Genomic DNA, 24273 nt, shown 5'->3' on the forward strand with positions numbered 1-24273 from the left:
GCGCCCTCCGCAATCCCGCCCTGCAGGCTAACGCGTTGTGCTGGAAGCCCGCTTCCGCTAGTTTGGCGGCCGGTCGCCGGGGCCCTTGGGCAGAGGCCGTCCGGCGGCCCGACCTCGCGTCCGGTCGCCGCGCCGCGGATTCCTCCCAATCGTCGCGCATCAGGAGCCTCGGCCCATGGACTTCCTCAAACCACGGTACACGCCTATGAACCGCCGCCGTCGCATCTACGAGGGCAAGGCGAAGGTCCTCTACGAGGGGCCGGAGCCCGGCACGCTCATTCAGCACTTCAAGGATGACGCGACGGCCTTCAACGCGAAGAAGCACGAGGTCATCGACGGCAAGGGCGTCCTGAACAACCGGATCTCCGAGTTCGTCTTCCAGCACCTCAACGACATCGGCGTGCCGACGCATTTCATCCGCCGGCTCAACATGCGCGAGCAGCTGATCCGCGAGGTCGAGATCATCCCCCTCGAAGTTGTAGTGCGCAACGTCGCGGCCGGCTCGCTGGCGACCCGGCTGGGCCTGGAGGAAGGCACCCAGCTGCCGCGCTCGATCATCGAGTTCTATTACAAGAACGACGCGCTGAACGACCCGATGGTCTCCGAGGAGCACATCACGGCCTTCGGTTGGGCGACGCCCCAGGAGATCGACGACATCATGGCGCTGGCGATCCGCGTCAACGACTTCCTGTCGGGCCTCTTCCTCGGCGTCGGCATCCGACTGGTCGACTTCAAGATGGAGACCGGCCGCCTCTGGGAAGGCGACATGATGCGCATCGTGGTCGCTGACGAGATCTCCCCGGATTCCTGCAGGCTCTGGGACATCAAGTCCTCCGACAAGCTCGACAAGGACCGGTTCCGCAAGGATCTCGGCGGCCTGATCGAGGCCTATACCGAAGTCGCCAAGCGGCTTGGGATCATGTCGGAGAACGAGAAGGTCCAGGGCAGCGGCCCGCGCCTCGTCCAGTAAGCGCGTTCAGGCGGGTGGGCGGCGCAGGTGCGTCGGCCCCGCCTCCGGAAAGCCCGGCCGCAGCCGGGCGTGGGTCGAGAGGTCCGGATCGAAGCCCGGGTGATAATGGGGGTCCTGCACCAGTAGCGGCCCCCATCGCTTCTTCAGCGCCGCGATCTCGCGCTGGTGGCGGGCGCGGGCCTCCGGGGTCCAGCGGCGACTCGCCGCCTCTCGGTGGTGCAGAACCGCTCCGGGGACCAGCAGCGTGCGATAGCCGGCCGCGTTGAGGCGCAGGCAGAGATCGACATCGTTGAAGTCCACCGCGAAGGCCGCCTCGTCGAAGCCGCCGACCGCCCGGAACTTGTCCGCTTCGACCGCTAGGCAGGCGGCCGTGACCGCGGAGACCGCGTGCGTGACGCGCAACGCCGCCAGATAGCCGGACGCGTCCCCCGGGAAGTGGCGGTGCCCGTGGGTGACAAGGCCGCCGGTCCCGAGCACGATGCCGCCGTGCTGGATCCGTCCCTCGCCGTCGAGGAGCTTGGCGCCGACGGCGCCGACATCCGGTCGAAGGGCCTCACGGGCCATCCGAGACAGCCAGTCGGGCCGGAACGCCTCGACGTCGTTGTTGACGAAGACCAAGAGCCGGCCGCGGGCGCGGGCCGCGGCTGCGTTGTTCATGGCGGCGAAGTTGAACGGCCCGGGACAGGGCACGACATGCCCCCTCCCCTCCCCTTCGAAAGCGCGCAGAAAAGCGAGAGTCTCCGGCTCGCGACTGTCGTTGTCGCAGACCAGGATCTCGATCGACGGCCAGTCAGTGCAAGACCGCAGGCTTTCGAGACAGGGGCGCAGGAGATCCAGGCGATCGCGGGTCGGCACGATCAGGCTGGCCAGGGGCCGGGTCTCGGGAAGGGGATGTTCGACCTGGACGAGGCTGTCGGGCCCCACCGCGACCCGGACGGCCGACCGCCCCGTTCGGTCCAGGTGATCCCGCACGATCGCGTGATGGGACGCGGGGCCCTCCGCGCCTTCCGGCGGCGGGACCGGGCGTCCGGCGCGCCGCACGGACAGAAGCTCCGGGATATGGCCGATCGCGCCCGGACCGAAGCGCTCGGCAATCCGGAACGCGGCCTCAGCTGGGCTTCGGGGCGCGGCGGCCGGGTCAAGGGCGCTGCCGCGGCAGGCCAACACGGGCCCGAGATAATCGAATGCCACGAGCCGGTCGGCGTCGAAGACCGGTGGCAGAAGCGGCACCACCACACCACCGATCCGCTCCTGTACGAGGGCATCGCCATAGAGGGCTTGGAGGTCGGGCTCCGCGGCGAAGCGAGCGGCGATCCGCTCGGGTGCGCCGGTCACGAGGATGCCGTCACCGATCAGACGGATTGCGTCGCCCGGACCGGCCGGCGCCGGCGGGAAGCGGTCGAGAATCGCGGGCGGCAGCGAAAGCCGGTGGTCGATTCCGATCAAGGCCGCGAGCGCTTGCCGGGCGCGCAGGCGCTTCCCCATCAGGCGCGCCCGCACGATGGCGGCCGCGGCGCGGGGGTGAACGAGGATCTGTCGCGCTGTCCCCAAAAGCGTGCGCCAGGAGCGGCGCGGCGATCCGTGATACGGGCCGTCTTCACGGCCCGATGCCCAGTCCGACGGCGTCATTCCAAGTCCTCGCCGAAGGTCGTGACCGACAGGGCGGGATGGTAGAACGGATCGTGCCGGATCACGGCGCGCCAGCGCTCGGAGAAGCGGGCCGCCTCCTGCTCGAAGCGCGCGCGCTTGGCACCGACGGAGGGACCGCGGCTGACGGATTCGAGATGGGCCAGGGTCGCGGCCGGCGTCCAGATCGTCTTCCAGCCGGCGGCCCCGAGGCGCAGGCAGAAATCCACGTCGTTGAAATCGACCGGGAAGGACTCGGCGTCGAAGCCCCCCACCGCCAGATACTTGTCGCGCGCGACGGCGAGGCAGGCGGCCGTCACCGCCGAGACCTCGTGCGCCACACGCAGCCGGCCGAGATGGCCCGGCGTGTCCCCGGGCCGGCGGCGCAGGATATGGCCCGCCCGACCGCCGAGGCCGACGACGACGCCGGCATGCTGCAATGTGCCGTCGCCGTAGAGAAGCTTTGCCCCGACGGCGCCGACATCCGGCCGGCAGGCCTGCCGGACCATGGCTTCCAGCCAGCCGGGCTCCAGGACGGCGACATCGTTGTTCAGGAGCACGACGATCGCGCCCGACGCCGCGCCGACGCCGGCATTGACCATCGCGGCGAAATTGAAGGGTTGAGGGTCCATTAGGATCCGCACGCGCGGATCGTCGCGCAGGCTTGCGTAGTGATCGAGCACAGCGGGATCGGTGGAACCGTTGTCGACGATGATCAGCTCGATCGCCGCATAGGCGGTCTCGTGGAGCACGCCGCGGCAGACGCGGGTGATCAGGTCCAGGCGGTCGCGCGAGGGAATCACGATGCTCACCAGCGGCGCCGGATCCGGCAGCGGCCATTTCAGGTGGACGGCGCCGTCGTGGATCTCGGCACGGAGCGAAGGCCACCCGGATCGACGCGCGTCGAGGGCTGCCGCCCGGGCGGACGCGTCGAGCCCGTCGCCGACGGTGCGGGCGAGAATCCGCGGGACATGCGCCACCCGCGCGGCGCGGGTCGTCGCGGCGGCCGCGATGGCCAAACCGATCTCCTCCATCGGGCCGACGGGGCGCCCCGGACTTGCAGAGAGCCACGTCTTCGACAGGAGCAGGGGAAATCCCGGATAGCCCGTCGCCAGGGCAAGATCCGGGCTCCAGTCCGGCTTCAGCTGCGGGCGACCGTCGGGGCCGATCGCGTCGCCGTAGGCGATGTCCGCGTCCGAGAGGGTGGGGGCCAGCAGCGCCAGGGCCTCGGGCTCCAGGACGTCGCCGGGGCGTAGCAGGCACAGGGCGTCCGCATCGCGGAGAAGATCGTCGAAGCCGGCAGTATCGTCCCAGGCACGGTGCGACACGGGCCCGTCCTCCGATGGAGGCGGCGCGCCCGACCATGCGACCGAGACCCACTCTGGCCGGTGCGTCTGCGCGGCCAGCGCGTCGCGCGCGGCGCCCACCACCGCCGCCTCGCCGGGTCGCGCGAGCAGGAGACAGCCGATCCGCAGCGCGGAGGGTGGAAGGCCGGCGGGCCGGGATCTGGCAGCGGCCCAGGACGGGAAGCGGACCATCGGCGTCACCGCGCAGGTGCCGCGCAGGATGTCCCGGTAGCGCCGGTCCGAGCCGCGGGCGCGCTCGTAGAGCGCGGCGAGGCAGCGCCAGGGCCGGCGGAGGAGACTTTGTGCGAGCACCCCAGCCTCGTGCCGGGCACCGACCCGCTCCAGAGCGAAGTCGGCACCGGCCGAGAGGCGGATCTCGCGCGCATCCGAGGGGATCAACCCCAGCCAGTGGGCGAGCCCCTGAGAGGCGCCCGGCAGGACGAAATCCTGAACGGCATCGTCCGGACCCCGCAGGACGCGGAGGATCGGGCGCCGGGGTGGCGCCGCGGGATCGCCGCTGTAGCTCAGTACGATCCAGCCGACAGGATGATCAGGGAGCACGAGGCGGCGGTCGTATTCGGGATCGGCCACCGGTTCGAGGCGAAACCGCGTCGCCCGGCCAAGCCAGATCTCGCCGTGACCGGTCTTCGCAATCAGTCGGTTCGGATCGCCGAAGCGTGCCGCGGCGTCACTGGGCAGCGTCGCCTCCGCCGGCGGGTGCTGCGGCGACCGCCGGTTTCCGGCGGCGCGGCTTCGCAGCGGCCTTCCCGGCCCCCTTGCCGGCGCCGACCCCCACCGCGATGTCATACTCGGCCGTCATCGCGGCAGGAACCTGCAGATCATCGGCGACGACCGTGGCGAAGCCCTGGGCCTCACCCGGTCCGACCGTGACGCTGACCCGCTCGGCGCGGCTTGAGACGACCTTGCCGTTGTAACGGATCTGAAACGTCACCGGCACATCGAACCGGCCCGGCGCGCCGGCCGGCCCGAGCAGCACGTTGACCTCCGCGCCCACCTTGACGGTGATCGAGCCGTCCTGACGCCGCGTGCATTCGCGGGCAAGCCGAGCGAGGGCGTACTGGGTGCGCACCGTATCGCCCGCAAGAGTTCGCGAGGCGGCGGCACCCTCGACGACCTCCACCGGAGGGCAATAGGGCGGATCGAGGGTTTCGGGCTGCGACGGCGGCACCGTCGTGCCTCCGTACTTGAACAGGTTGGAGAAGATGTTCCCCTCCTCGGCCCGACACGGAGCGGCAGCGGCGAGGGACAGGGCAAGCACGAGACCGCCCCGCCGGAGCAGGGCGTTCGGCAGCCGGGTGGCGCCCGGGGACCGCGTCGGAGTCCTGTCTTGAAGTCCGATCATCGCACGGCTCCCGAGCGGCACCGTCATTTCAGGCTATCGAACCCGGCCGCGAAGCCCTTCATCGACAGCGGGATCCCGACGCCTTCCTCGGGCGTCTGGAACACGATGAAGGTGGCTTGCGTGCCGTTCTTGAACTGGCGGATCAGACCGTCATCCATCACGACCTCGGCCACGCACCCGGTGGTGAGACAGCGGACGAAGCCCGCGCGGCCGATATCGGTCTGATCGATCTTGAGGCCGAGGCCGGAAGGCAGGAGGACGCCCAGTGGCGCCACCACCCGCAGGAGGTAGCCGCGGTTGTCGGCCGTCTTCAGGACGATCACCACCAGGGTCAGATTCGGCCGGTCCTCGGCGGCGAGATACTGGACGAGGGCACATTGCTCGGCCTTCGCGCCGGCCGGCGTCTCGCAGCGCAATTGCCAATCCTCGAAGGTCTTGCGCACCATACCCTGGGCCGCGGCCGGCCCGGCGGGCACGAGCGCGGCCGCCACGAGGGCGAGGAAAACCGGCAGCGCGGCGCGCCGGACGGCGCGCCGGAAACGAACGAGCCTCGCGTGAAGCGGCACCACCGATCCCTTCGGAACGCTCCGGCCGAGGACCGGCGGGAGCCGTACAATCGGGCGTGTTCCGACCATGGTCGGGCCCGCGCTGTCAAGCGATGCGGTCGCGGTGTTGCGCGTCGGCGCTACCCGCGCGGATGTCTGCGGCCTAGATTGTGATCGAACACTCCTCCTGCGCCGGATCCCGCCGTGATGCGCCTGCTCACTCTCTCGGCCGCCTGCTTGGTGGCCACCCTCGCGCAGGCGGGGGCCCAGTCCCTGCCGGTCGGGGAGACCACCTACATCGAGCGCTCGCTCAATCACACCGACACGCTGGTGATTGAGCATCCGCCGGTGGCGGCGAACCCCTATGGCCGCCGCAACGGACATGCCGCGATCGCCGGCTATTGCCGGGACGGTGGTCTCATCCGGCGGCGTGACGAGTTCGGCAACCCGGTGATCATCCGCCAGCGGGAGGTGTGCGACAGCGTCGCGCCGCGTACCCTCAGCCCCGGCGAGGTCGATCCCCGCCCGAGCTGGCCGGCCGACGCCGTGGCGCGCCAGCGCGTCCTGCGCGCCAAGGGCTGACGCGAGTCACGCCGTCTTCTCCGGTCGGCGGATCAGCCGTACCGATGCAGGCCGGTGCCGTGGCGCTTGAGCCACGCTTCGGCGGCGTCGGTGTTCGGACAGAGGGCGTGCACGAGAGCCCAGAAGCGTGGGGAATGGTTCATCTCGCGCAGGTGGGCCATTTCGTGAGCGACCAGATAGTCCAGCACCATCGGCGGCGCGAGAATCAGGCGCCATGAGAAGTTCAGCTCGCCGCGGGCCGTGCAGGAGCCCCAGCGGCTGCGGGTGTCGCGCAGGGTGACGCGGACCGGCCTCTGCCCGAGTTGCACCGCATAACGCTCGATCGCCTCGGCGAGGTCGTGCTTCGCCTCACGGGCCAGGAAGTCGCGGATTCGGCGCGCCACATGGGCTGCGTCGCAGGACACCGAGATGGCCGGCTCTCCGGCGACGCACTCGACCCGTACCGGACCGCTGCGGGTGCCGCGCTGGAGGATCCGGTGAGGCTCGCCGCGGAGCGGCAGGCTGGACTCAGGCTCGAAGGCCACGCGAGCCGGCACACGGGCCAGACGCGTTGCGATCCAGCCCGCATGGCTCGCAGCGAAGCGCTGGGCGGTGTTGACGGCGGTGCGGCTCGGAAGGGTGATCACCGCCTCGCCGGTGGCGGCCGAGACCCGGAGGGTGATGCGGCGCGCGGTCTCCCGCCGCCGGAGGGCAACGCGGAAACTGGCCCCGTCGTGCTGGACCTCAAGATGATCGGGATCGGGGCGACGCAGCAGCGCGAAGGGCATGCGCGACTTCTAGCTGGGCCGGACGCGCGGCTCCAGATCCCGCCGGCCCGAAGCGCCGCGGCTTCAGCCAGCGAGGGCCCGGGTCCAGACGTCGGTGTCGGGCAGGACGAGGAGAGCGGCCGCCGCCAGGGCGATCCCGTACGGGATCCCGGTCTTGGCGTCGTGCAGATGCAGTGCGAACGGCATGCGCGCAATCCGGACGGGCAGCGGATGAGTCCGCGCGAACAGGATCCCCAGCGTCAGGGCACCGCCGAACAGTGACGCCACCAGCAGGTAATCGCCGAGTCCATCGAAGCCGAGCCACAGGGCCGTGGCGGCCGCGAGCTTGGCATCGCCGCCGCCGATGACACCGAAGGCGAAGAGCGCGAAGGTGACGAGCAGAACGACCGCGCCGGCCGCGCAATGGAAGCCGATCTCGGCCCAGCTCATCGGGCCCGTCAGGGCGAGGAGCGCGAACCCCGCCACGAGGCCGAGGGAGATCCGGTTCGGGATCAGCATGGTCAGAAGATCGCTGGCGGCTGCGTACGCCATCAGGAACGGGAAGAGGATCAACAGGCCAAATCCGGCCGGGCCCAGACCTGTCAGGCCGAGGCTTGCCGTCGCTGAACCGACCATCTCGGCGCCCATTTCGTCGAAACCTGTCGCATCACCGGCCAACGATCCGACCCGGCCATCCGTCGGCCGGAATGGATCCGCGCATTACCAGACGGCCTGTGCCGCCGCGAACGAGAACGATCCCGGCCGGCCGAGCCCCCGGCCTCTCGCCGAGAGCCGGGGTGTCTCGCACCTGCCGCAGATCAGAGCCGTCTCGCTTAGTTCAGGTTGCCGGAGATCTGGCTGAACTTGCTGGTGAGGCTGGTGCCAACGGTCTTCAGCGCGGTGATGATGGCGACGGCGATCAGGGCCGCGATCATGCCGTACTCGATCGCGGTGGCACCGGACTCGTCCGAGGCGAAGCGCGTGAACAGGGTCTTCATGGAGAGCGATCCTTCGATCAACATAGAGCGAGGCAAAACTTGCGCGATGACCGATGAAGATTTTTCTTGTCTCGATCGGCGGCCTGCACAGACTGGCGATTTCGCCTTGAAAATCGGTTAAATCGATCCCGGAGCGTCGTAAAATGCCGTCTCGTTGCGAGATTGGTGAAGGTTGGGTTTCTTCGATACGGCAGTGCGCGGACTCTTGGTCTTGCTTAGCGCTTCCTTCACCCATCCCGCGATAGCCTCGGGCTTCGGAGCGGATCTCGTCCGCCGCCCGTCGTCTTGAGGAAACCCGATGCGCCGCACCCTGTCGATTGCGGGCCGAGCCGGCCTCATCGTCCTGATGACGGGCGCCACAGCCGTGGCGGGTCAGCCCGAGCTGCTGCCGGTCGTGACCGTTCTGGTGGACAATGCCAAGGTCCTCCGCCTGCCGGAGAAGACCTCGACCATCATCGTCGGGAATCCGATCATCGCCGAGGTGACGCCGCAGAAGAACGGCGTCCTCGTGCTCACCGGCAAGAGCTTCGGATCGACCAATCTCATCGCCCTCGACAACGGCGGCGCCATGATCGCCGAGACGACAATCCGGGTCGAGGCGTCGCGGGACTCGACCATCACGGTCCAGCGCGGTCTCGACCGGGAATCCCTGTCCTGCACGCCGAGTTGCCAACCGTCGGTACAGCTCGGCGACTCGGCGAGCTATTTCGGCACGACCAGCGGGCAGGCCGACGCGCGCCGCAAGCTTGCGACCGGCGGCGGCGCCGGAACAGTTCCGGCGGCCGATCACTGATCGAACCGGATCCGGGAGCGAAGACGCCCGGGTGACGTCGCGGCCGATGTCGCGGGCACCACATCGCCACCCGCCGTCGATGCGGGGGCGCCCCTCAGCGCCGCTCTGGTCGGCGACGGCCTTGCGGACCATCGCCACGCGCTGAGGCTGCCCCGGCGACGGGGAGCAGCCCGTCCCGATCATGTGCCCTTGCGGAGCGGGACGGCCCGGTGGACGATGGCGCGATGGAATCCGGTCCGCTCACCTATGTCATCGGCGACATCCACGGCTGCGCCGACCTCCTCGATGCGCTGTTGGAGCGGATCGCCGACCATGCCGCCGACCGCGGCCGCCGCCTCGTCTTCCTCGGGGATTATATCGACCGCGGGCCGGACAGCGCCGCGGTTCTCCGCACCGTGAGCCGGCTGAATTGGGCCGAGCCCGAGCATGTCATCTGCCTGATGGGCAATCACGAGCGGATGCTGCTCGATGCGCTGCAGACCCCTCAGGCCGCGGAACACTGGCTCTACAACGGCGGGGAGGCGACGCTCGCCTCCTTCGGCGCCCGGGAGGCGGGCGATCTGCCACGCGACACCCTCGACTGGCTCGAAGGTCTCCCCACCCTGCATGGGGATGACGCCCGCTGGTACGTCCATGCCGGTTTCCGGCCCGGCGCGGCGATCCCGGATCCGGACGATCACAATCGGCTCTGGATCCGCGAGCCGTTCCTGGAGGGCGACCACGATTTCGGCCGCCACGTGGTCCATGGCCATACCCCCCAGCGCAACGGACGGCCCGAAATCCGCCGGTTCCGCACGAACCTCGACACCGCAGCGGTCTACGGGGGAGCCCTCACGGCAGGCGTCTTCTCCGCCGCGCAGGGCCCGGCGCTGCATTTCCTGCAGGTCCGGGCGCCGGCCTAGACGGTTCGACGCACGGGAACGAGGGCGCACAGGATCCCGACGAGCCAGCCGCCCATCAGGACGACGCCGCCGGTGGGCGCAGCCATCGGAAAGAGCGGGCGCTGGAGCCACGTGCGCACCGAGAGGTCGCCGCAGAACAGGATGAGACCGAGGACCAGGAGCCCCGAAGCCGTCCGGGCAAGCCCGATCCGGGCAAGGCCGGCGGTGCCGAAGCCGATGAGCGCCAGAATGGCGGGGGCGTGGAACAGCAGGAACTGCGCCGCCGTCTTCAGCGAATCGGCGCCGGGGATGTGCGCGGCGGCGGCGCTCAACGCCACACCGAGCAGGCCGGCGAGGCAGGCGAGCGCCGCGAGCGCACGATCGACACCCGCAACACTCACGCGCCGCGCTCCACGAGGAGCCTGGCGATGGCCGCACGCAGCTCCGGCACGCCGGAATCGTCCCGACTCGAGGTGAGGATCACCTGCGGATAGGCAGCCGGACGCTTGGCAAGCCCGGCCTCGATCCCGGCAATGCGGCTCGCGACCTCGCCCTTCTTGAGGGAATCCCCCTTGGTCAGCACGACCTGATAGCTCACCGCGGCCTTGTCGAGGCCGTCGAGCACATCGGTATCGATCGACTTGAAGCCGTGCCGGGCGTCGATGAGCATGAACACGCGGGCGAGGCTGGCGCGCCCCTTCAGGTAGGAATGGATCAGCCGCGTCCAGGCCTCGACCTTGGCCTTCTCGACCGCGGCGTAGCCGTAGCCGGGCATGTCGACGAGGGATAGGCGCTCGCCGATCCGGAAGAAGTTCAGCTGCTGCGTGCGCCCGGGCGTGTGCGAGGTCCGCGCCAGGGTGTTCCGCCCGGTGAGGGCATTGATCAAGCTCGATTTGCCGACGTTCGACCGTCCCGCGAAGGCGATCTCCACGCCCTCCATGGGCGGCAGCCGATCGAGCGTCTGGGCAGCCGCGTAGAAGTCGGCGGCGCCGGCAAAGAGAAGGCGGCCGGCCTCAAGAAGGTCGGCCGCATCGTCGTTGGTTTCAGTCACGGCACATTGCCTGTCAGCTCTTGGTGGCGGCCGTCTTGGTGCCGTTGCCGCGCCGGAACGTCGATCGCAGGTTGTCCCACAGCTCCACCTTCACGCCGTTGCGGCGCATGATGACGTACTGCTGGATCACCGACAGCGTGTTGTTCCAGGCCCAGTAGATCACGAGGCCGGCGGGGAACGACCCCAGCATGAAGGTGAACACGATCGGCATGAAGGTGAAGATCTGCGCCTGGACCGGGTCCGGCGGCGCGGGGTTCATCTTCATCTGCACGAACATCGTCACGCCCATGATCAGCGGCCAGACGCCCAGGTGGACGAAGTCGGGCGCCGGGAAGGGCAGCAGTCCGAACAGGTTCACGATGCTCGTCGGATCCGGCGCCGCGAGGTCGTGGATCCAGCCGAAGAACGGCGCGTGCCGCATCTCGATGGTGATGAACAGCACCTTGTAGAGCGCGAAGAAGACCGGGATCTGGATCAGCACCGGCCAGCAGCCGGCGACCGGATTGATCTTCTCCTTCTTGTACAGCTCCATCGTGGCCTGCTGCGCCTTCAGGCGGTCATCCTTGTAGCGCTCGCGGATGGCGGCCATCTCCGGCTGCACGGCCTTCATCTTGGCCATCGAGACGTAGGATCGGTTCGCGATCGGCAGGAACAGCAGCTTCAGGCAGAAGGTGACAACCAGGATCGAGACGCCGAAATTGCCGAACAGGTGATAGAAGAAGTCCAGCGCCCGGAACATCGGCTTGGTGATGAAGAAGAACCAGCCCCAATCGATCATCAGATCGAAGTGCTTGATGCCCAGGTCCTTCTCGTAGTTGTTGATGACGTTGACTTCCTTGGCGCCCGCGAACAGCCGCTGCGTCGCGGTGACGGAGGTGCCGGCCGCCACGTTCACGGCGTCGCCGCGCACGCTCGCCTGATAGACGTTGGTGGTCCCGTCGGTCCGGTCGGTGAAGGCGCCGGTATACGGCGTGTCCTGATCGGGGATCGCGGCGGCCGCCCAGTACTTGTCGGTGATGCCCACGAAGCCGCCGGTCACGCCGGTCCAGGCCTTGCCCTTGGTGTTGGCGCCGCCGTAGGCGCCCTCCTTGGCGAGCTTGTCGTAGGTGAATTCCTGGAGCCCGTCGTTGCCGAGATAGCCGATCATGCCCTCGTGCAGGACGTAATAGCCCTGGGTGTGCGGCTTACCCCAGCGGGAGACGAGGCTGTAGGGGTAGAGCGTGATCGCACCCGAGCCCTTGTTCTCGACCTCGTCGCGGATCGTGAACATGTACTTGTCGTCGACCGCGATGATCCGCTTGAAGACGAGGCCGGCGCCGTTGTCCCAGGTCAGGGTCACGGGCATGCCCGGCTGGAGCGTCTTGCCCTCGCTGGTCCAGAGGGTGTCGTTGTTGGGCAGCGGCCCGGCATTGGCGCCGACCCAGCCGAACTCGGCGTAATAGGGCGTCTCGCTGCCGGCCGGCGAGAACAGCACGATCTCGGGGCTCTTGGGGTCGACGGTCTCGTGGTAGTTCTTGAGCGACACGTCGTCTACGCGGCCGCCCTTCAGGGCGATCGAGCCGGACAGCGCCGGGGTCTCGATCCGGATGCGCGGCGAGCGGGCGAGCGCCGCCTCGCGAGAGACCGGGCCGCCTTGCGGCGTGGGCAGCGTGCCGGGCACCGGCGCGGCCGGGCCGCCCTCCTTGGGGGACGGCGAAGGCACACCGTCCGGGGTCACGCCCGGGGGCTGCTGTTGCTGCGCGGCCTTGTTCTGGGCCTCGATCAGCCGCTGCTGCTCCATGCGCGGGCCGGCCACGAAGTACTGCCACCCGAGCAGCACCAGCAGCGACAGGCCGATGGCCACGAACATGTTCGTCTTGTCATTGCCCATCAGGGACACCGCCGCACGCGTTCGGAGTGGCATCAAGACCGGCGCCGGCCCCGGGGGACCTGCGCGCGCCGGTGATTCGGTGATCTCTGTCGCACCCCTGCGACGGGCCGATGTCGGCGCGGCCGGAGGGCGCGGGCTGCGCGGAGGCGCCCGCTTCCTGCTGGAGAGATGAGGTTTGAGGTGTGGTCTTGGACCGTCGGTTGCCGGATCGGCCGGACGGCCTGTCGCTCCGGGGCGCCGCAGGCCGGGTCACCGTCGGGATCGCACGCCGCAGGTCCTCGGCCAGCGACGCGAAGGGGGCGTCCAGCGCCGGGCGCCGGGCGATCAGTACGATGTCGGCCGGCAGGGTCGCGAGTTCGGTCGGCAGATCGGCCGCGACCAGCCCCAACGCGGCGCGGAGACGGCGCCGGATGCGGTTGCGCTCCGTCGCGTGACCCACGCGCTTCGTGATGGTGAAACCGAGACGGAGGCCGGGGCAGGCCTCCGGATTCCGGAGGCGCCCCTGCGCGGTCATGCGCTCGGTGTGAAAGCGACGCCCCTCGGCCGCAGCCAGGAAGTCGGGTCGTTTCTTGAGCCGCTTGATCGTCGCCATCGATGGTTCGATCCCGGCCGATACCACTTGCCTCACGGCGCGGATGCGCGAAGGCCTCCGCGCCCGAGAGGATCCGGCCTCAGGCCGACAGGCGCTTGCGGCCGTGGGCGCGACGGCGCGCGATCACCTTGCGGCCGCCGGCGGTGGCCATGCGCGCACGGAAACCGTGGCGGCGCTTACGGACGAGCTTGCTCGGCTGGTAGGTTCTCTTCATGGCTCAGAGCCTTCAAAGGTCGAGGCGCGCTCGCGGGCGGCTGATGCCGCACCCGACCTTCACGCGTCCTTGGTTGTCTGCAAACACGAAGGGCGCCCATGCGGGGCGCCACGTCGCGAGTGGCGGGCTTATGGCGGATGGGTCCCGCGAAGTCAACGTTCGGCGGGGCTCAATGCCCCTCGAACTGCATGAGGGTCCGCACCTCGACGCCCATGTCGCGCAGGCGCTGGGCCCCGCCGATCTCGGGCAGATCGATGACGAAGCAGGCGGCCACGATTTCGGCGCCGATCTTCTGGAGCAGGTTCACCGCCGCCGTGGCGGTGCCGCCGGTGGCGATCAGATCGTCGACCAAGAGCACCCTGTCGCCGGGCCGGACCGCGTCGACGTGGATCTCGATCTCGTCGGTGCCGTACTCGAGGGCGTAGGCCATCGAAACCGTCGTGTGGGGCAGCTTGCCCTTCTTGCGGATCGGCACGAAGCCGCAGGAGAGCTGATGGGCGATGGCCCCGCCCAGGATGAAGCCCCGGGCCTCGATGCCGGCCACTTGGTGGATCTGCCCGCCCGCATAGGGGTGAACCAGCGCGTCCACCGCCCGCCGGAAGGCGCGCGGGTCGCTGAGCAGCGTGGTGATGTCGCGAAAGATGATCCCGGGCTTCGGGTAATCGGGAATCGAGCGGATCGATTCCTTCAGCGCGACGTGGCGGCGGGCTTCCATGCGTTCGGCCTTCCGTGGAGAACCGCGGGCTTAAAGCAGAAGGTTGCGGTCCTGACCAGTTTCCGGCGGGCAGGCCGGGCGGTTCAGGCCGCGTTCGGTGCGTCGCGGCGCTCCGACGACCGTCTCACGCGGCGCGAGCGGTCCGGTCGCCGCGGGCGCACCTGGCTCCGAGGAAGCCTGCCCGAGGCGGGCAATCCCTGATCGCCGTGGGCGTCGAGATGGGGCGCGTCGGCGGGCCTCGATCCCGGCCTCCGCCGCACGGTCCCGGGATGACGAGCCGCTAGGCCGCCTGGACCTTCTTGAGGATGGCGACGAGTTCCCGGTGCAGCTCCTCGTTGCCGCAGGCCACCGACCGGGGCGCGAGCGGCTCAGCGGCGCCATCCGCGGAGGTCACGAAGCCGCCCGCCTCGCGCACGAGGATCACGCCGGCGGCGAAATCGTAGGTCTGGAGATCGCGCTCCCAATAGGCGTCGAGGCGCCCGCAGGCGACATAGGCCATGTCGAGGGCCGCCGATCCCATCCGGCGGGTGCCGCCGGCCACCGCCATGACGGCGCCCAGCTCGCGCAGGAGTCGCGGATGGCTGCCGCGACCGAGATAGGGCGTTCCGTAACCCACCAGCGCGTCGGCCATGTCCTGACGGCCGGAGACGCGCAGGCGCCGGTTGTTGAGATAGGCCCCCTTCCCGCGCTCGGCGACGAACAGCTCGTCCTTGATCGGGTCGAAGATCACACCGGCGACGATCTGGCCCTCGCGCTCGAGGCCGACCGAGACGGCGAAATGGGGCACGCCGTGCAGGAAGTTCGAGGTGCCGTCGAGGGGGTCGATGTGCCAGGTGTGGCTCTTGTCGGTCCCCTCGATGATCCCGTTCTCCTCCTGCACGAGGCTGTAGCCCGGGCGCGCCTTCATCAGGGCGTCGCGCAGCACCTCCTCGGCCTTGCGGTCGGCCGCGGAGACGAAGTCACCCGGGCCCTTCCGCGAGACCTGCAGGTTCTCGACCTCGCCGAAGTCGCGGCGCAGGCCGCGCGCGGCCTTGCGCACGGCATCGACCATCACGGTCATGAGCGGGGAGGAGATCATGGTCGGACTTTTCGCGGGTGAGGATTGACGCCGTCGTTACAGCCCGGCGCCGGAAAAGACGAGATGGGGGCAGGACATGGGCGCCGTGCGGCGGGGTGCCGGCCCGGACCTGGTCCCACGGTTCGTCGTCGCGGCACGGCCCCTCCCTCGGGCGAGAGGGACGAATGGGGGGTGTGCGGCAGCCGAAGGCGGCGCGACCTGAGCGCGCGTCACCGGCACGCCTGATCCGGAACCTACCCTCCCTCAGCCGGAAGGGTGAGCCGATCGCGCCCTGTGATAGAGGCCACGGCCCCTCGGTGGGGCCAAGCCGTGGCCGGTCGATACGGAGACCCGAGGCCCTACTCGGCGGCCTCGACGAAGACCGTGCCGGCCCGGGGCAGATCCAGCGCCTCCCAGGTCTCGCTGAGGGCCGCGGCGAGGCGCTCGATATGCGCCGCGTCGTGGAACGGCGACGGCGTGATCCGCAGGCGCTCGGTGCCGCGCGGAACGGTCGGATAATTGATCGGCTGGATGTAGATGCCGTGGTGCTCCAGCAGGTGGTCGGCCGCGGCCTTGCACAGTTCGGCATCGCCGACCATCACCGGCACGATATGGGTCTCGGTCTCCAGGATCGGCAGGCCCGCCGCGGCCAGGGCCGCCTTGGTGGCCGCCGCCTGGCTCTGGTGCGCCTCCCGCTCGGCGCTGGAACGCTTGAGGTAGCGCACCGACGCCCGTGCCGCCGCCGCCACGGCCGGCGGCAGCGCGGTGGTGAAGATGAAGCCCGGCGCGAAGCTGCGCACGGCGTCGCAGATCGCCGCCGAGGCGGTGATGTAGCCACCGACGCAGCCGAAGCCCTTGGCCAGCGTCCCCTCGATCACGTCGACCCGGTGCATCACCCCGTCGCGCTCGGCGATGCCGCCGCCGCGCGGACCGTAGAGACCGACGGCGTGGACTTCGTCCAGATAGGTCATCGCGCCGTAGCGGTCGGCGAGGTCGCAGATCCGGCTGATCGGCGCCACGTCGCCATCCATCGAGTAGACCGACTCGAAGACGATCAGCTTCGGCCGGTCGCCGGCCTCCTGGAGCAGCTCCTCCAGATGCTGGAGATCGTTGTGGCGGAAGATCTTCTTCGCGCAGCCTGAATGGCGCACGCCCTCGATCATCGAATTGTGGTTGAAGGCGTCGGACAGGATCAGGCAATCCGGAATCAGCTTGGCGATGGTCGAGATGCCGGCCTGGTTCGACACGTAGCCCGAGGTGAAGACCAGACCCGCCTCCTTGCCGTGCAGGTCGGCGAGTTCGCGCTCGAGATCGACGAGGGGCGAGTTGTTGCCGGCGATGTTGCGGGTGCCGCCCGCGCCCACGCCGCAGCGGGCAGCGGTCTCGGTCATGGCGGCCACCACCTCCTTGTGCTGGCCCATGCCGAGGTAGTCGTTCGAGCACCACACGGTGATCTCGGTCGTCTTGCCGTCGGGCTGACGCCACTTGGCCGTCGGGAACCGCCCGGAAATGCGTTCGATATCGGCGAAGACACGGTAGCGCCGCTCGCCGTGCAGTTGATCCAGCGCGCCGCGAAAGTAGCGCTCGTAGCCGGAACCGGCGCGCGTCGTTCCCGTTGGGGCGAGCGTCGTGCTGGGCATCCGGGTCACGGTCATCGAGCGTCCTTCGCGTATTCGGCCACGCGGGCGGCGCCTTGAAACGCCGGGTCCCGCGATCTGAGGTCTGGCCTCGGTCAGTCCTTCGCGTGAGGACCGGAAGATACGCGCGGATCTGGAACTGGTTCAAGGTAAGGTTCCGACATCGCTGCGTTGCATCCGTTGAGAGGGCGGCACGAACCCGGTAGCGTCCGTCAGGATCTTTCCCTTCGAACTTGGCTCCGGCGCCCTTCCGAATCCCATGTCTCTACCCGCAGATGGCTCCTCCCACCGGAACGCCCGTGTCCCGAGCTTGCGGCGACCAAGGGTCGCGCCATGACCGACGCGAAGATGGACGCGAAGGATGCGCGCACGGAGCGCCTGAAGGCGGCCCTGCGGCAGAATCTGCGGCGCCGCAAGGCGCAGGATCGGGGCCGGACCGAAACGAGACCGGCTCCGGACGCGGACCGGTCCTGCACGTCCGAGGCCGCGATCAACGGTCCTGATTCCGACAAATCCGGTCTATAGGGCACGGCCAAGCCTGGGCGCTTCCGCGCCCGCGATCAGCACGGCCGGCCGCGCGCCATCGGGGATGCGCCGCCCAAGGACACACGATGGACCGCATCCACATCACCGGCGGCGCGCCGCTCAACGGCGTGATCCCGATCTCGGGCGCCAAGAATGCGGCGCTGCCGCTGATGATCGCCAGCCTGCTCACCGGCGAGACGCTGGAACTGATCAACGTGCCGCGGCTCGCCGACATCGCCGCGCTGACGCGGATCCTGGGCAACCACGGCGTCGACCACATGGTGGTCGGCAAGCGCCCCGGTCAGACCACCGAGACGGGCCAGACCATCCGGCTCACCGCCTCGAACGTCATCGACACCACCGCGCCCTACGACCTCGTCTCGACCATGCGGGCGAGCTTCTGGGTGATCGCGCCGCTGCTCGCCCGGTTCGGCGAGGCCAAGGTGTCGCTGCCCGGCGGCTGCGCCATCGGCACCCGGCCGGTCGACCTGCTGATCATGGCCCTGGAGAAGCTCGGGGCCGAGATCGAGATCGACGCCGGCTACGTGGTCGCCCGCACGAAGAACGGCCTGCGCGGCGCCGAGATCGTCTTCCCCAAGGTCACGGTCGGCGGCACGCATGTGGCGCTGATGGCGGCTGCGCTCGCCTACGGGACCACGGTGATCGAGAACGCCGCCCGCGAGCCGGAGGTCGTCGACCTCGCGGAGTGCCTGAACAAGATGGGCGCGAAGATCCGCGGCGCCGGCACGCCCCATATCGAGATCGAAGGCGTGGCCCGTCTGAACGGCGCCCGCCACGCGGTCCTGCCCGACCGGATCGAGACCGGCACCTACGCCATGGCGGTCGCGATGGCCGGCGGTGACGTCGTCCTGAAGGATACGCGGGCCGATCTGCTGCACGCGGCCCTCGACATCCTGTCGACCACGGGCGCCGAGATCACCCCGGTCGAGGGCGGCATCCGCGTGCGCCGCAACGGCGCCGGCATCGCGGCGGTCGACGTCACCACGGACCCGTTCCCGGGCTTCCCCACGGATCTGCAGGCGCAGTTCATGGCACTGATGACGCTGGCCAAGGGCCAGTCGCATATCCGCGAGACGATCTTCGAGAACCGGTTCATGCACGTGCAGGAACTGGCCCGGCTCGGCGCGAAGATCCGCCTCGAGGGCGACCTCGCCATCGTCGAGGGCGTGGAGCGGCTGAGGGGGGCACCCGTCATGGCCACCGACCTGCGCGCCTCGGTGTCCCTGGTGATCGCGGGCCTCGCCGCCGAAGGCGAGACCCAGATCAACCGGGTCTACCATCTCGACCGCGGCTTCGAGGCGCTTGAGGCCAAGCTCGGCCGCTGCGGCGCGCAGATCGAGCGCGTCCGGGCCTGAGCGACCCCTGCGGTCCGGGACGTCGATGGACGTCGGCGGGCCGCCGATGTCGTCTGAACCCTGACCGCCGATCCGGGGCGCGGGATCCGGTTCTACGGCCGGGCCGAGGACGGGCGGCCTCTGCTCGATCTGCAGGACGGCGGCGGAGACGAGAACCGGCACGTCTGTGCGGTCGATCGCCGGGACAAACCGGGACCTGAAGCCCTTCCCGGGCGGCGCGGCCGGGCTCGTCCGGGTCAGCCAGACGAGCCCCCTCACGGGGAGGCGTTCCGCGCGCAGGTGATCCGGGCGATCGGCGATCCGGACACCGCGGCGGGGCTGGACCAGATGCGTGCGCGCTCGCCGGTTCACCGGGCCGGCGGGATCCGGGCGCCCCTCCTGATCGCGCAGAGCGCCACCGCCCCCCGGGTGAAGCAGGCCGAGTCCGACCAGAGGGTCGCAGCCCTCGATGCGAAGCGCCTCACGGTGACCGATCCGCTGTTCCCGGACGAGGGCCACGGCTTCGTGCGGCCCGAGAACCGCCTCGCTCTCTATGCCCGGGCAAAGGCCTTCCTGGCCCGGCATCTCGGCGGCCGCGCCGAGCCCCCGGACGCGGCGGCCGAGGCGGGCCGTGCCCCGCAGGTCATGCGCGACAGCGGACGCTCAATCCTCGATCTGCCCGCGCCTGTAGCCGAAGCCGGGTATGTCGCAGCCGCAGGGCGCATTGGGCGGCGCCGGGCGCGTCAGGCATGTGCCACGGGCGGTCACGCAGACGCTGTCATCCCACGACCGCCCCGGGCCGGTGCGCCATTGAGGCCGGATCCGGTCGGACGCATCGTCGAATGGCGGCGGGGGCGGAGGCCAGCCGTAACCATCGTCGGCGGGCGGTGGCGGCCGGCGATCTCGGGGCGGCGGGGCGTAGACGTCCCGGTCCGGACCCGGTCGGCCGTAGATGTAGGGCCGCGCGTCGGGGCCGACCTGCGCACCCGCGGGACCGGCCGCGTGAATCCCCAGTGCCAGCGCCGCCAGAGTCGCGTGCGTCGTGAACTTGGCCATCCTCGACCCTGCCTCGACCCTGCTTCGATCCGTCCGCCGCGCCTCTAGCCCACGGCGCTGGGTCGAGCCTGTGCCCCGTCCGCACCCGGCATCCTCAGGTCGGGCGTTGCCCGAACGGGGCTGCGCCGCTACCTACGCCCTGCCGCGGGGCCCCTCGCCGACCGGCCCACGCCCCGCGTTCGCCGAGGACCCTCTGCATGGAGCTGCTCAAGCTCGCCGCCCTCGACATCGAGGACTTGACCGTGATCTCAGCCCACCTGCAGGACGCGATCCTCCGGCCGGAGGATCTGACCTATCTCGCCGGTGAGCAGCGCTTCCTCATGGCGGTGCGACGCTTCGACTGGACACCGGACGCCCCGCCCCGGCGGCGCCTCGCCGGCCTGCACATCGAGCGCGTCCTGGGCGTGAAGAGCCGCGGCCTGAAGCCGGGCGACGCCACGCCGATGAGCCTGCTCGCGCTGACCTTCGAACAGACGGATGCGCCGTCGGGTCACATCGATCTCGTCTTCTCGGGCGGTGCGGCCCTTCGGCTGGAGGTCGAGTGCATCGAGGTCCGGATGAAGGATCTCGGCCCGGTCTGGGAATCGGCCACTCGTCCCGGCCACGACATCGACACCGACACGACCGCCGGCCCGGCGGCCTGACGCGAGACAGAGAGCTTTCCGATGGTCCGGCTCGACAGCAGCGATCCGAATTTCGCCACCGCCTTCGCGCATCTCCTGACGGTGAAGCGTGAGATCGCCGAAGACGTGGACGAAGCGGTCCGCGCCATCATCGCCGACGTCGTCGCCCGCGGCGACGCGGCCCTGGTCGACTTCACGCGCCGCTTCGACCGGCTCGGCACCGATTTCTCCGCCGAGCACCTGCGGGTCACCGACGCGGAGATCGCCGCGGCGGTCGCCGCCTGTCCGCAGCAGTCCCTCGAGGCCCTGCGCCTCGCCGCGGAGCGGATCGAGAGCTTCCATCGGGCGCAGCGGCCCACGGACCATCGCGCCACCGACGCGCTGGGCGTCACCGCCGGCTGGCGCTGGACGGCGCTCGAATCGGTGGGGCTCTACGTCCCGGGCGGGACGGCGAGCTATCCCTCCTCGGTTCTGATGAACGCGCTCCCCGCCCGCGTCGCCGGCGTGCCGCGGCTCGTCATGGTCGTGCCGACCCCCGACGGCCAGATCAATCCGCTGGTTCTGGCCGCCGCGCAGCTCGCCGGCGTCCACGAGGTCTACCGGGTGGGCGGGGCCCAGGCGGTGGCCGCCCTCGCCTACGGAACCGCCACCATTGCTCCCGTCGCCAAGGTCGTCGGGCCCGGCAATGCCTGGGTCGCCGCGGCCAAGCGCCGGGTCTTCGGCCAGGTTGGGATCGACATGATCGCCGGCCCCTCCGAGGTGCTGATCCTGGCCGACGGCCACGCCAACCCGGACTGGGTCGCCGCCGACCTGCTGGCGCAGGCCGAGCACGACGTCGCCGCCCAGGCGATCCTGATCACCGACAGCGCAGACCTGGCGGACGCCGTTGAGGTGGCCGTCGAGCGCGCCCTCATCACCCTGCCCCGTCAGGAGATCGCCCGGGCGAGCTGGCGCGACTACGGCGCCGTCATCCGGGTCCGGAACTTCGACGAGGCCGTCCCCCTCGTCGACCGCCTCGCCCCCGAGCACCTGGAGATCGAGACGCAGGATGCGGAGGCGCTCGCCGCCAAGGTGCGCAATGCCGGGGCGATCTTCCTCGGCTCGCACACGCCGGAGGCGATCGGCGACTATGTCGGTGGGCCGAACCACGTCCTGCCCACCGCCCGGTCCGCCCGGTTCTCCTCCGGCCTCGGGGTGCTCGACTTCATGAAGCGGACGACGATCCTCGCCTGCACGCCGGAGAGCTTGCGGGCGCTCGGCCCGGCGGCGATAAACCTCGGCCGGTCCGAGGGCCTGGAGGGGCACGCCCGCTCCGTCGCGATCCGGTTGAACCTGTGAGGTTTTGGGGATGGCGGAGAAGCAGCGCGGGCCGAACCGCCTCGCGAAGGTGAGCCTGGACGAGGCGTCCATCGCCCGCGGCAACCCGGATCAGGAGCACGAGCGGGCCATCGCGCTCTTCGACATCCTGGAAGACAATGTCTTCGCGATCCCGGGCCGAGAGGGCCCCTACGCCCTGACGCTGGGCCTCGTCGAGAACAAGCTGTCCTTCGCCATCACCACGGTGGAGGGCGAGCCGGTGATGACGCACCTCCTGTCGCTGACGCCATTCCGTCGGGTGATCCGCGACTACGAGATGATCTGCGAGAGCTACTACAACGCGATCCGCACCGCCTCGCCATCGCAGATCGAGGCGATCGACATGGGTCGGCGGGGCCTGCACAACGAGGCGTCCGAGACGCTCAAGCAGCGGCTCGACGGCAAGGTCGACCTCGACCACGACACGGCCCGCCGCCTGTTCACCCTGATCTTCGCGCTGCACTGGAAGGGCTAGGGCGCCCTCCGCGCCGACCGGCGATGGCTGAGCCCGTTCCAGAGCCTCCTCCCGACGCCTCTCCGAAGAAGCGGCGGGTGCAGTCCGTCCTGTTCATGTGCAATTACAACGCCGTGCGCTCCGTCGCGGCGGAAGCGATCGCGCGCGCCTATTTCGGCAAGTCCACCTATGTGCAGTCGGCCGGAGTCCGGTCCGGCGAGCCCACCGATCCGTTCATGATCGCGGCCCTCGACGAGATCGGGATCGATGCCAGCCGACACCGCCCCCGCACCATCGAGGAGTTGGAGGATTGGGAGGGGCTGAACTTCGACCTGATCATCACCCTGGCGCCGGAGGCCCATCACCGGGCGCTGGCCCTGACGCACACGCTCGCGGCCGATGTCGAATACTGGCCGACTCCGGATCCCACGCTGGTGCAGGACGCGTCACGGGAGCAGCGTCTCGAGGCCTATCGTGAGGTCCGCGACGGGCTCACCCGGCGGATCAAGGCTCGTCTGAAGGCGTAGGCGGGCGGCGTCTCTTCCTGACGATCGCGCATCGCCGAGCGGCGGATCGCCGATGCCGTGCCTGCGGACTGTCGCGCGCGGGGTTCCGCGGGTCCGCCGCGTCAGCCGCGATCGCCCACCAGCCAGGCCCGGATCCGGCCGGCGAGGAGCGGCCGGGCGCGAATGACGTCGTCGCCGTCGAGGAGCGGCGAGTCTGCGAGCGTCGCGAGATAGGCATCCTCGGCGCTGCGGCAGGCGCGGAAGGCAGCGTCGACGGCCAGATCCCGGTCCGTCAGCGCGGCTTGAATCCCGAAGTTGCGGCTGACGCAGTCGCGCCACGCAGCGTGGCGGAGCTCGGTCTCGCTCGCGGCCCGCGCGGTGCCGCAGGCCGCGGCGACGAGGACGATCGCGAGGAGCGGGGCCGGCATCACGTGGCGGGCTCGCGGCATCGTTCAGGCACTCCGTCACCCGACAGAGTGGCGGCGCAGGGTTATCAATCCGTTAAGATGTGGTGCCCGCGGCGCGGGTTCCACTGCCGGAGGTGGGCCTTGATCAGCGGTTGGCGGTGGTGACCGGGGAGGTGACGCCGCCGAGCGAAACCCAAGCGACGGCGTCCTGGCTCTCGCGCTTGATGAACACGTAGCCGGTCTTGTGCCAGGGCAGGATCGCGTTGGTCTTGTTGTCGAGCACCAGGTCGCCCCGGTCGGTGATCAGGGTGAGCACCGCGTGGCCCTCGCCCTTCTCGTCGATCACCACGGTCATGCGCATCGCCCGCCGCGGCAGGCCGGCCTGGGCCAGCAGATGGCGCTTAAGCAGCTGGAAGTCCTCGCAGTCGCCGATGCCGTCCTCGGCCAGATCCCACCGGTCGGCCACGTGCAGGTGGTCCTGATCGGTCATCGGCTCGACCGCCTTGTTGACCCGCCGGTTCACCGACACGATCGTCGCCCAGGTCGCGGGCGTCAGGCTGATCCGGGCCGGTTCGCCCCGGTCGAGCGCGCATTCGGCCGCGTAGGTCTGGCAGAAGGTCGTCCAGGCCGCGATCGGCTTGGCATCGCCCTGCACCCGCGCACCGGCTTCCGTCGGCAGGCTCGCAAGCGTCTGCGCCTGGACGCCCGTGGCGAGGCCCGCAATGCCGAAGACCGCGAGGGCGGCGGCGGCGGCGCGGCGGCTCCGTGGCAGCCGACGCGCTGCGGGTGCCTCGACCCGTCTCTGCATCATGGAAACCGCGAACCGCATCGCCGGACCCAACCGTTAAGCTCTCGTTAACGAAAGCTCTCACGCCGGCGGGCCGGCGGCAATGCGCCGATTAACAAAAGGTTAATGCTGTGCGCAACGCGGATAATCGTTCAGTCGTCGTTCCGAGCCGGCACGTCCCCGCGATGCGCGAAATCGTGAAGGCGCACCAAGGTCTT

General features: G+C 69.9%; 28 protein-coding genes and 1 pseudogene. 11 read left to right on the plus strand and 18 right to left on the minus strand.

Annotation, left to right across the window (positions count from 1 at the left end):
* Positions 1-175 precede the first annotated feature (175 nt).
* Entirely contained in the window at positions 176-970 is a 795-nt protein-coding gene (gene purC / locus P9K36_RS20295; RefSeq protein WP_043350657.1) for a phosphoribosylaminoimidazolesuccinocarboxamide synthase, read from the plus strand.
* 6 nt (positions 971-976) lie between these two features.
* Here the strand turns inward: purC and P9K36_RS20300 are convergent, their stop codons facing one another.
* Genes P9K36_RS20300 through P9K36_RS20315 form a run of 4 tightly spaced genes read right to left on the minus strand, consistent with a single transcriptional unit; the run spans position 977 to position 5817 of the window.
* Positions 977-2599, minus strand: a complete 1623-nt coding sequence (locus tag P9K36_RS20300) for a glycosyltransferase (RefSeq protein WP_278305877.1) — start codon at positions 2597-2599, stop codon at positions 977-979.
* On the minus strand, positions 2596-4749 hold the full coding sequence (locus P9K36_RS20305) for a glycosyltransferase family 2 protein (protein ID WP_278305878.1): 2154 nt from the start codon (positions 4747-4749) through the stop codon (positions 2596-2598). The genes P9K36_RS20300 and P9K36_RS20305 overlap by 4 nt, the downstream gene beginning before the upstream one ends.
* On the minus strand, positions 4631-5305 hold the full coding sequence (locus P9K36_RS20310) for a hypothetical protein (RefSeq protein ID WP_278305879.1): 675 nt from the start codon (positions 5303-5305) through the stop codon (positions 4631-4633). The genes P9K36_RS20305 and P9K36_RS20310 overlap by 119 nt, the downstream gene beginning before the upstream one ends.
* A 23-nt stretch (positions 5306-5328) precedes the next feature.
* The gene (locus P9K36_RS20315; protein ID WP_043387567.1) at positions 5329-5817 is read right to left on the minus strand and encodes an invasion associated locus B family protein; all 489 of its coding nucleotides are present in this window, start codon (positions 5815-5817) and stop codon (positions 5329-5331) included.
* A gap of 240 nt (positions 5818-6057) precedes the next feature.
* On the opposite strand from P9K36_RS20315, the gene P9K36_RS20320 reads away from it, so the two are divergent.
* Positions 6058-6432, plus strand: a complete 375-nt coding sequence (locus tag P9K36_RS20320; protein ID WP_053610808.1) for a hypothetical protein — start codon at positions 6058-6060, stop codon at positions 6430-6432.
* A 32-nt stretch (positions 6433-6464) separates the two neighbouring features.
* Here the strand turns inward: P9K36_RS20320 and P9K36_RS20325 are convergent, their stop codons facing one another.
* The 3 genes from P9K36_RS20325 to P9K36_RS20335 all read right to left on the minus strand — a co-directional run bounded on the left by P9K36_RS20325 (position 6465) and on the right by P9K36_RS20335 (position 8176).
* Positions 6465-7199, minus strand: coding sequence for a SprT family zinc-dependent metalloprotease (locus P9K36_RS20325; RefSeq protein ID WP_278305880.1), 735 nt, complete (start codon positions 7197-7199; stop codon positions 6465-6467).
* A gap of 63 nt (positions 7200-7262) precedes the next feature.
* A complete protein-coding gene (locus tag P9K36_RS20330) occupies positions 7263-7814 on the minus strand; it encodes a prepilin peptidase (RefSeq protein WP_051045115.1) in 552 nt (183 codons plus the stop codon).
* Between the two features lie 197 nt (positions 7815-8011).
* Entirely contained in the window at positions 8012-8176 is a 165-nt protein-coding gene (locus P9K36_RS20335) for a Flp family type IVb pilin (protein ID WP_012320434.1), read from the minus strand.
* 298 nt (positions 8177-8474) lie between these two features.
* Between P9K36_RS20335 and P9K36_RS20340 the strand changes: the two genes are divergently transcribed.
* Together P9K36_RS20340 and P9K36_RS20345 are read left to right on the plus strand one after the other, a co-directional pair.
* Positions 8475-8969, plus strand: coding sequence for a pilus assembly protein N-terminal domain-containing protein (locus P9K36_RS20340; RefSeq protein WP_043357447.1), 495 nt, complete (start codon positions 8475-8477; stop codon positions 8967-8969).
* A 224-nt stretch (positions 8970-9193) separates the two neighbouring features.
* Positions 9194-9871, plus strand: a complete 678-nt coding sequence (locus P9K36_RS20345; RefSeq protein ID WP_043357445.1) for a metallophosphoesterase family protein — start codon at positions 9194-9196, stop codon at positions 9869-9871.
* Here the strand turns inward: P9K36_RS20345 and P9K36_RS20350 are convergent.
* The 8 genes from P9K36_RS20350 to hemA all read right to left on the minus strand — a co-directional run bounded on the left by P9K36_RS20350 (position 9868) and on the right by hemA (position 17004).
* Positions 9868-10251: a DUF423 domain-containing protein gene (locus P9K36_RS20350; protein ID WP_075380732.1), complete on the minus strand. Its 384-nt coding sequence runs from the start codon at positions 10249-10251 to the stop codon at positions 9868-9870. The two genes, P9K36_RS20345 and P9K36_RS20350, sit on opposite strands and share 4 nt — an antisense overlap.
* Positions 10248-10901 carry a ribosome biogenesis GTP-binding protein YihA/YsxC gene (gene yihA / locus P9K36_RS20355; RefSeq protein ID WP_043387550.1) on the minus strand — a complete coding sequence of 218 codons (654 nt, stop codon included), beginning with the start codon at positions 10899-10901 and terminating at the stop codon, positions 10248-10250. The genes P9K36_RS20350 and yihA overlap by 4 nt, the downstream gene beginning before the upstream one ends.
* Positions 10902-10914: 13 nt before the next feature.
* Positions 10915-12771, minus strand: coding sequence for a membrane protein insertase YidC (yidC, locus tag P9K36_RS20360; protein WP_043758843.1), 1857 nt, complete (start codon positions 12769-12771; stop codon positions 10915-10917).
* The gene (gene rnpA, locus P9K36_RS20365) at positions 12761-13363 is read right to left on the minus strand and encodes a ribonuclease P protein component (RefSeq protein ID WP_278305881.1); all 603 of its coding nucleotides are present in this window, start codon (positions 13361-13363) and stop codon (positions 12761-12763) included. The genes yidC and rnpA overlap by 11 nt, the downstream gene beginning before the upstream one ends.
* A gap of 79 nt (positions 13364-13442) precedes the next feature.
* A complete protein-coding gene (gene rpmH, locus P9K36_RS20370; protein WP_007558110.1) occupies positions 13443-13577 on the minus strand; it encodes a 50S ribosomal protein L34 in 135 nt (44 codons plus the stop codon).
* A 169-nt stretch (positions 13578-13746) separates the two neighbouring features.
* Positions 13747-14292: an adenine phosphoribosyltransferase gene (locus tag P9K36_RS20375; RefSeq protein ID WP_043387545.1), complete on the minus strand. Its 546-nt coding sequence runs from the start codon at positions 14290-14292 to the stop codon at positions 13747-13749.
* Positions 14293-14572: 280 nt separating this feature from the next.
* Positions 14573-15370, minus strand: coding sequence for an inositol monophosphatase family protein (locus P9K36_RS20380; protein WP_043357127.1), 798 nt, complete (start codon positions 15368-15370; stop codon positions 14573-14575).
* Between the two features lie 338 nt (positions 15371-15708).
* Positions 15709-17004 (minus strand): 5-aminolevulinate synthase, encoded by a 1296-nt coding sequence (hemA, locus tag P9K36_RS20385; protein ID WP_278305882.1) that lies wholly within the window; start codon positions 17002-17004, stop codon positions 15709-15711.
* A gap of 315 nt (positions 17005-17319) precedes the next feature.
* Here hemA and P9K36_RS20390 point away from each other — a divergent pair, with 315 nt between their 5' ends.
* The 3 genes and pseudogenes from P9K36_RS20390 to P9K36_RS20400 form a co-directional block, all read left to right on the plus strand.
* Positions 17320-17511 carry a hypothetical protein gene (locus P9K36_RS20390; RefSeq protein ID WP_278305883.1) on the plus strand — a complete coding sequence of 64 codons (192 nt, stop codon included), beginning with the start codon at positions 17320-17322 and terminating at the stop codon, positions 17509-17511.
* A gap of 86 nt (positions 17512-17597) precedes the next feature.
* Entirely contained in the window at positions 17598-18887 is a 1290-nt protein-coding gene (gene murA / locus P9K36_RS20395) for a UDP-N-acetylglucosamine 1-carboxyvinyltransferase (protein ID WP_043357121.1), read from the plus strand.
* A 327-nt stretch (positions 18888-19214) separates the two neighbouring features.
* Positions 19215-19400: pseudogene (locus P9K36_RS20400) on the plus strand (hypothetical protein); the annotation flags it as partial.
* Positions 19401-19529: 129 nt separating this feature from the next.
* On the opposite strand, the gene P9K36_RS20405 reads toward P9K36_RS20400, so the two are convergent.
* Positions 19530-19922 (minus strand): hypothetical protein, encoded by a 393-nt coding sequence (locus tag P9K36_RS20405; protein WP_043758854.1) that lies wholly within the window; start codon positions 19920-19922, stop codon positions 19530-19532.
* A 197-nt stretch (positions 19923-20119) separates the two neighbouring features.
* Here P9K36_RS20405 and P9K36_RS20410 point away from each other — a divergent pair, with 197 nt between their 5' ends.
* Genes P9K36_RS20410 through P9K36_RS20425 form a run of 4 tightly spaced genes read left to right on the plus strand, consistent with a single transcriptional unit; the run spans position 20120 to position 22882 of the window.
* Positions 20120-20566, plus strand: a complete 447-nt coding sequence (locus P9K36_RS20410) for a DUF2948 family protein (RefSeq protein ID WP_278305884.1) — start codon at positions 20120-20122, stop codon at positions 20564-20566.
* 21 nt (positions 20567-20587) lie between these two features.
* Positions 20588-21883 (plus strand): histidinol dehydrogenase, encoded by a 1296-nt coding sequence (gene hisD, locus P9K36_RS20415; RefSeq protein ID WP_278305885.1) that lies wholly within the window; start codon positions 20588-20590, stop codon positions 21881-21883.
* 10 nt (positions 21884-21893) lie between these two features.
* Entirely contained in the window at positions 21894-22376 is a 483-nt protein-coding gene (locus P9K36_RS20420) for a UPF0262 family protein (RefSeq protein WP_043387537.1), read from the plus strand.
* A gap of 23 nt (positions 22377-22399) precedes the next feature.
* Positions 22400-22882, plus strand: a complete 483-nt coding sequence (locus tag P9K36_RS20425) for a low molecular weight phosphatase family protein (RefSeq protein ID WP_043356114.1) — start codon at positions 22400-22402, stop codon at positions 22880-22882.
* A 101-nt stretch (positions 22883-22983) separates the two neighbouring features.
* Here the strand turns inward: P9K36_RS20425 and P9K36_RS20430 are convergent, their stop codons facing one another.
* Positions 22984-23310, minus strand: a complete 327-nt coding sequence (locus P9K36_RS20430; protein WP_043387534.1) for a hypothetical protein — start codon at positions 23308-23310, stop codon at positions 22984-22986.
* 103 nt (positions 23311-23413) lie between these two features.
* A complete protein-coding gene (locus tag P9K36_RS20435) occupies positions 23414-24097 on the minus strand; it encodes a transglutaminase-like cysteine peptidase (protein ID WP_107646919.1) in 684 nt (227 codons plus the stop codon).
* Positions 24098-24273: the final 176 nt, after the last annotated feature.

It is taken from the genome of Methylobacterium sp. 391_Methyba4, assembly GCF_029691625.1.
Taxonomy (GTDB): Bacteria; Pseudomonadota; Alphaproteobacteria; order Rhizobiales; family Beijerinckiaceae; genus Methylobacterium; species Methylobacterium fujisawaense.

What these genes read in the sequence shown, in the direction of transcription:
- purC (WP_043350657.1), top strand. Translation starts at nt 176, where the DNA reads ATGGACTTCCTCAAACCACGGTACACGCCTATGAACCGCCGCCGTCGC.
- hisD (WP_278305885.1), top strand. Translation starts at nt 20,588, where the DNA reads ATGGTCCGGCTCGACAGCAGCGATCCGAATTTCGCCACCGCCTTCGCG.
- P9K36_RS20380 (WP_043357127.1), bottom strand. Translation starts at nt 15,370, where the DNA reads ATGATCTCCTCCCCGCTCATGACCGTGATGGTCGATGCCGTGCGCAAG.
- P9K36_RS20390 (WP_278305883.1), top strand. Translation starts at nt 17,320, where the DNA reads ATGACCGACGCGAAGATGGACGCGAAGGATGCGCGCACGGAGCGCCTG.
- P9K36_RS20320 (WP_053610808.1), top strand. Translation starts at nt 6,058, where the DNA reads ATGCGCCTGCTCACTCTCTCGGCCGCCTGCTTGGTGGCCACCCTCGCG.
- P9K36_RS20430 (WP_043387534.1), bottom strand. Translation starts at nt 23,310, where the DNA reads ATGCCGCGAGCCCGCCACGTGATGCCGGCCCCGCTCCTCGCGATCGTC.
- P9K36_RS20435 (WP_107646919.1), bottom strand. Translation starts at nt 24,097, where the DNA reads ATGCGGTTCGCGGTTTCCATGATGCAGAGACGGGTCGAGGCACCCGCA.
- P9K36_RS20330 (WP_051045115.1), bottom strand. Translation starts at nt 7,814, where the DNA reads ATGGTCGGTTCAGCGACGGCAAGCCTCGGCCTGACAGGTCTGGGCCCG.
- P9K36_RS20375 (WP_043387545.1), bottom strand. Translation starts at nt 14,292, where the DNA reads ATGGAAGCCCGCCGCCACGTCGCGCTGAAGGAATCGATCCGCTCGATT.
- P9K36_RS20300 (WP_278305877.1), bottom strand. Translation starts at nt 2,599, where the DNA reads ATGACGCCGTCGGACTGGGCATCGGGCCGTGAAGACGGCCCGTATCAC.
- rpmH (WP_007558110.1), bottom strand. Translation starts at nt 13,577, where the DNA reads ATGAAGAGAACCTACCAGCCGAGCAAGCTCGTCCGTAAGCGCCGCCAC.
- P9K36_RS20310 (WP_278305879.1), bottom strand. Translation starts at nt 5,305, where the DNA reads ATGATCGGACTTCAAGACAGGACTCCGACGCGGTCCCCGGGCGCCACC.
- P9K36_RS20425 (WP_043356114.1), top strand. Translation starts at nt 22,400, where the DNA reads ATGGCTGAGCCCGTTCCAGAGCCTCCTCCCGACGCCTCTCCGAAGAAG.
- P9K36_RS20335 (WP_012320434.1), bottom strand. Translation starts at nt 8,176, where the DNA reads ATGAAGACCCTGTTCACGCGCTTCGCCTCGGACGAGTCCGGTGCCACC.
- yidC (WP_043758843.1), bottom strand. Translation starts at nt 12,771, where the DNA reads ATGGGCAATGACAAGACGAACATGTTCGTGGCCATCGGCCTGTCGCTG.
- P9K36_RS20410 (WP_278305884.1), top strand. Translation starts at nt 20,120, where the DNA reads ATGGAGCTGCTCAAGCTCGCCGCCCTCGACATCGAGGACTTGACCGTG.
- P9K36_RS20325 (WP_278305880.1), bottom strand. Translation starts at nt 7,199, where the DNA reads ATGCCCTTCGCGCTGCTGCGTCGCCCCGATCCCGATCATCTTGAGGTC.
- P9K36_RS20340 (WP_043357447.1), top strand. Translation starts at nt 8,475, where the DNA reads ATGCGCCGCACCCTGTCGATTGCGGGCCGAGCCGGCCTCATCGTCCTG.
- rnpA (WP_278305881.1), bottom strand. Translation starts at nt 13,363, where the DNA reads ATGGCGACGATCAAGCGGCTCAAGAAACGACCCGACTTCCTGGCTGCG.
- P9K36_RS20305 (WP_278305878.1), bottom strand. Translation starts at nt 4,749, where the DNA reads ATGACATCGCGGTGGGGGTCGGCGCCGGCAAGGGGGCCGGGAAGGCCG.
- hemA (WP_278305882.1), bottom strand. Translation starts at nt 17,004, where the DNA reads ATGACCGTGACCCGGATGCCCAGCACGACGCTCGCCCCAACGGGAACG.
- P9K36_RS20405 (WP_043758854.1), bottom strand. Translation starts at nt 19,922, where the DNA reads ATGGCCAAGTTCACGACGCACGCGACTCTGGCGGCGCTGGCACTGGGG.
- P9K36_RS20345 (WP_043357445.1), top strand. Translation starts at nt 9,194, where the DNA reads ATGGAATCCGGTCCGCTCACCTATGTCATCGGCGACATCCACGGCTGC.
- murA (WP_043357121.1), top strand. Translation starts at nt 17,598, where the DNA reads ATGGACCGCATCCACATCACCGGCGGCGCGCCGCTCAACGGCGTGATC.
- P9K36_RS20420 (WP_043387537.1), top strand. Translation starts at nt 21,894, where the DNA reads ATGGCGGAGAAGCAGCGCGGGCCGAACCGCCTCGCGAAGGTGAGCCTG.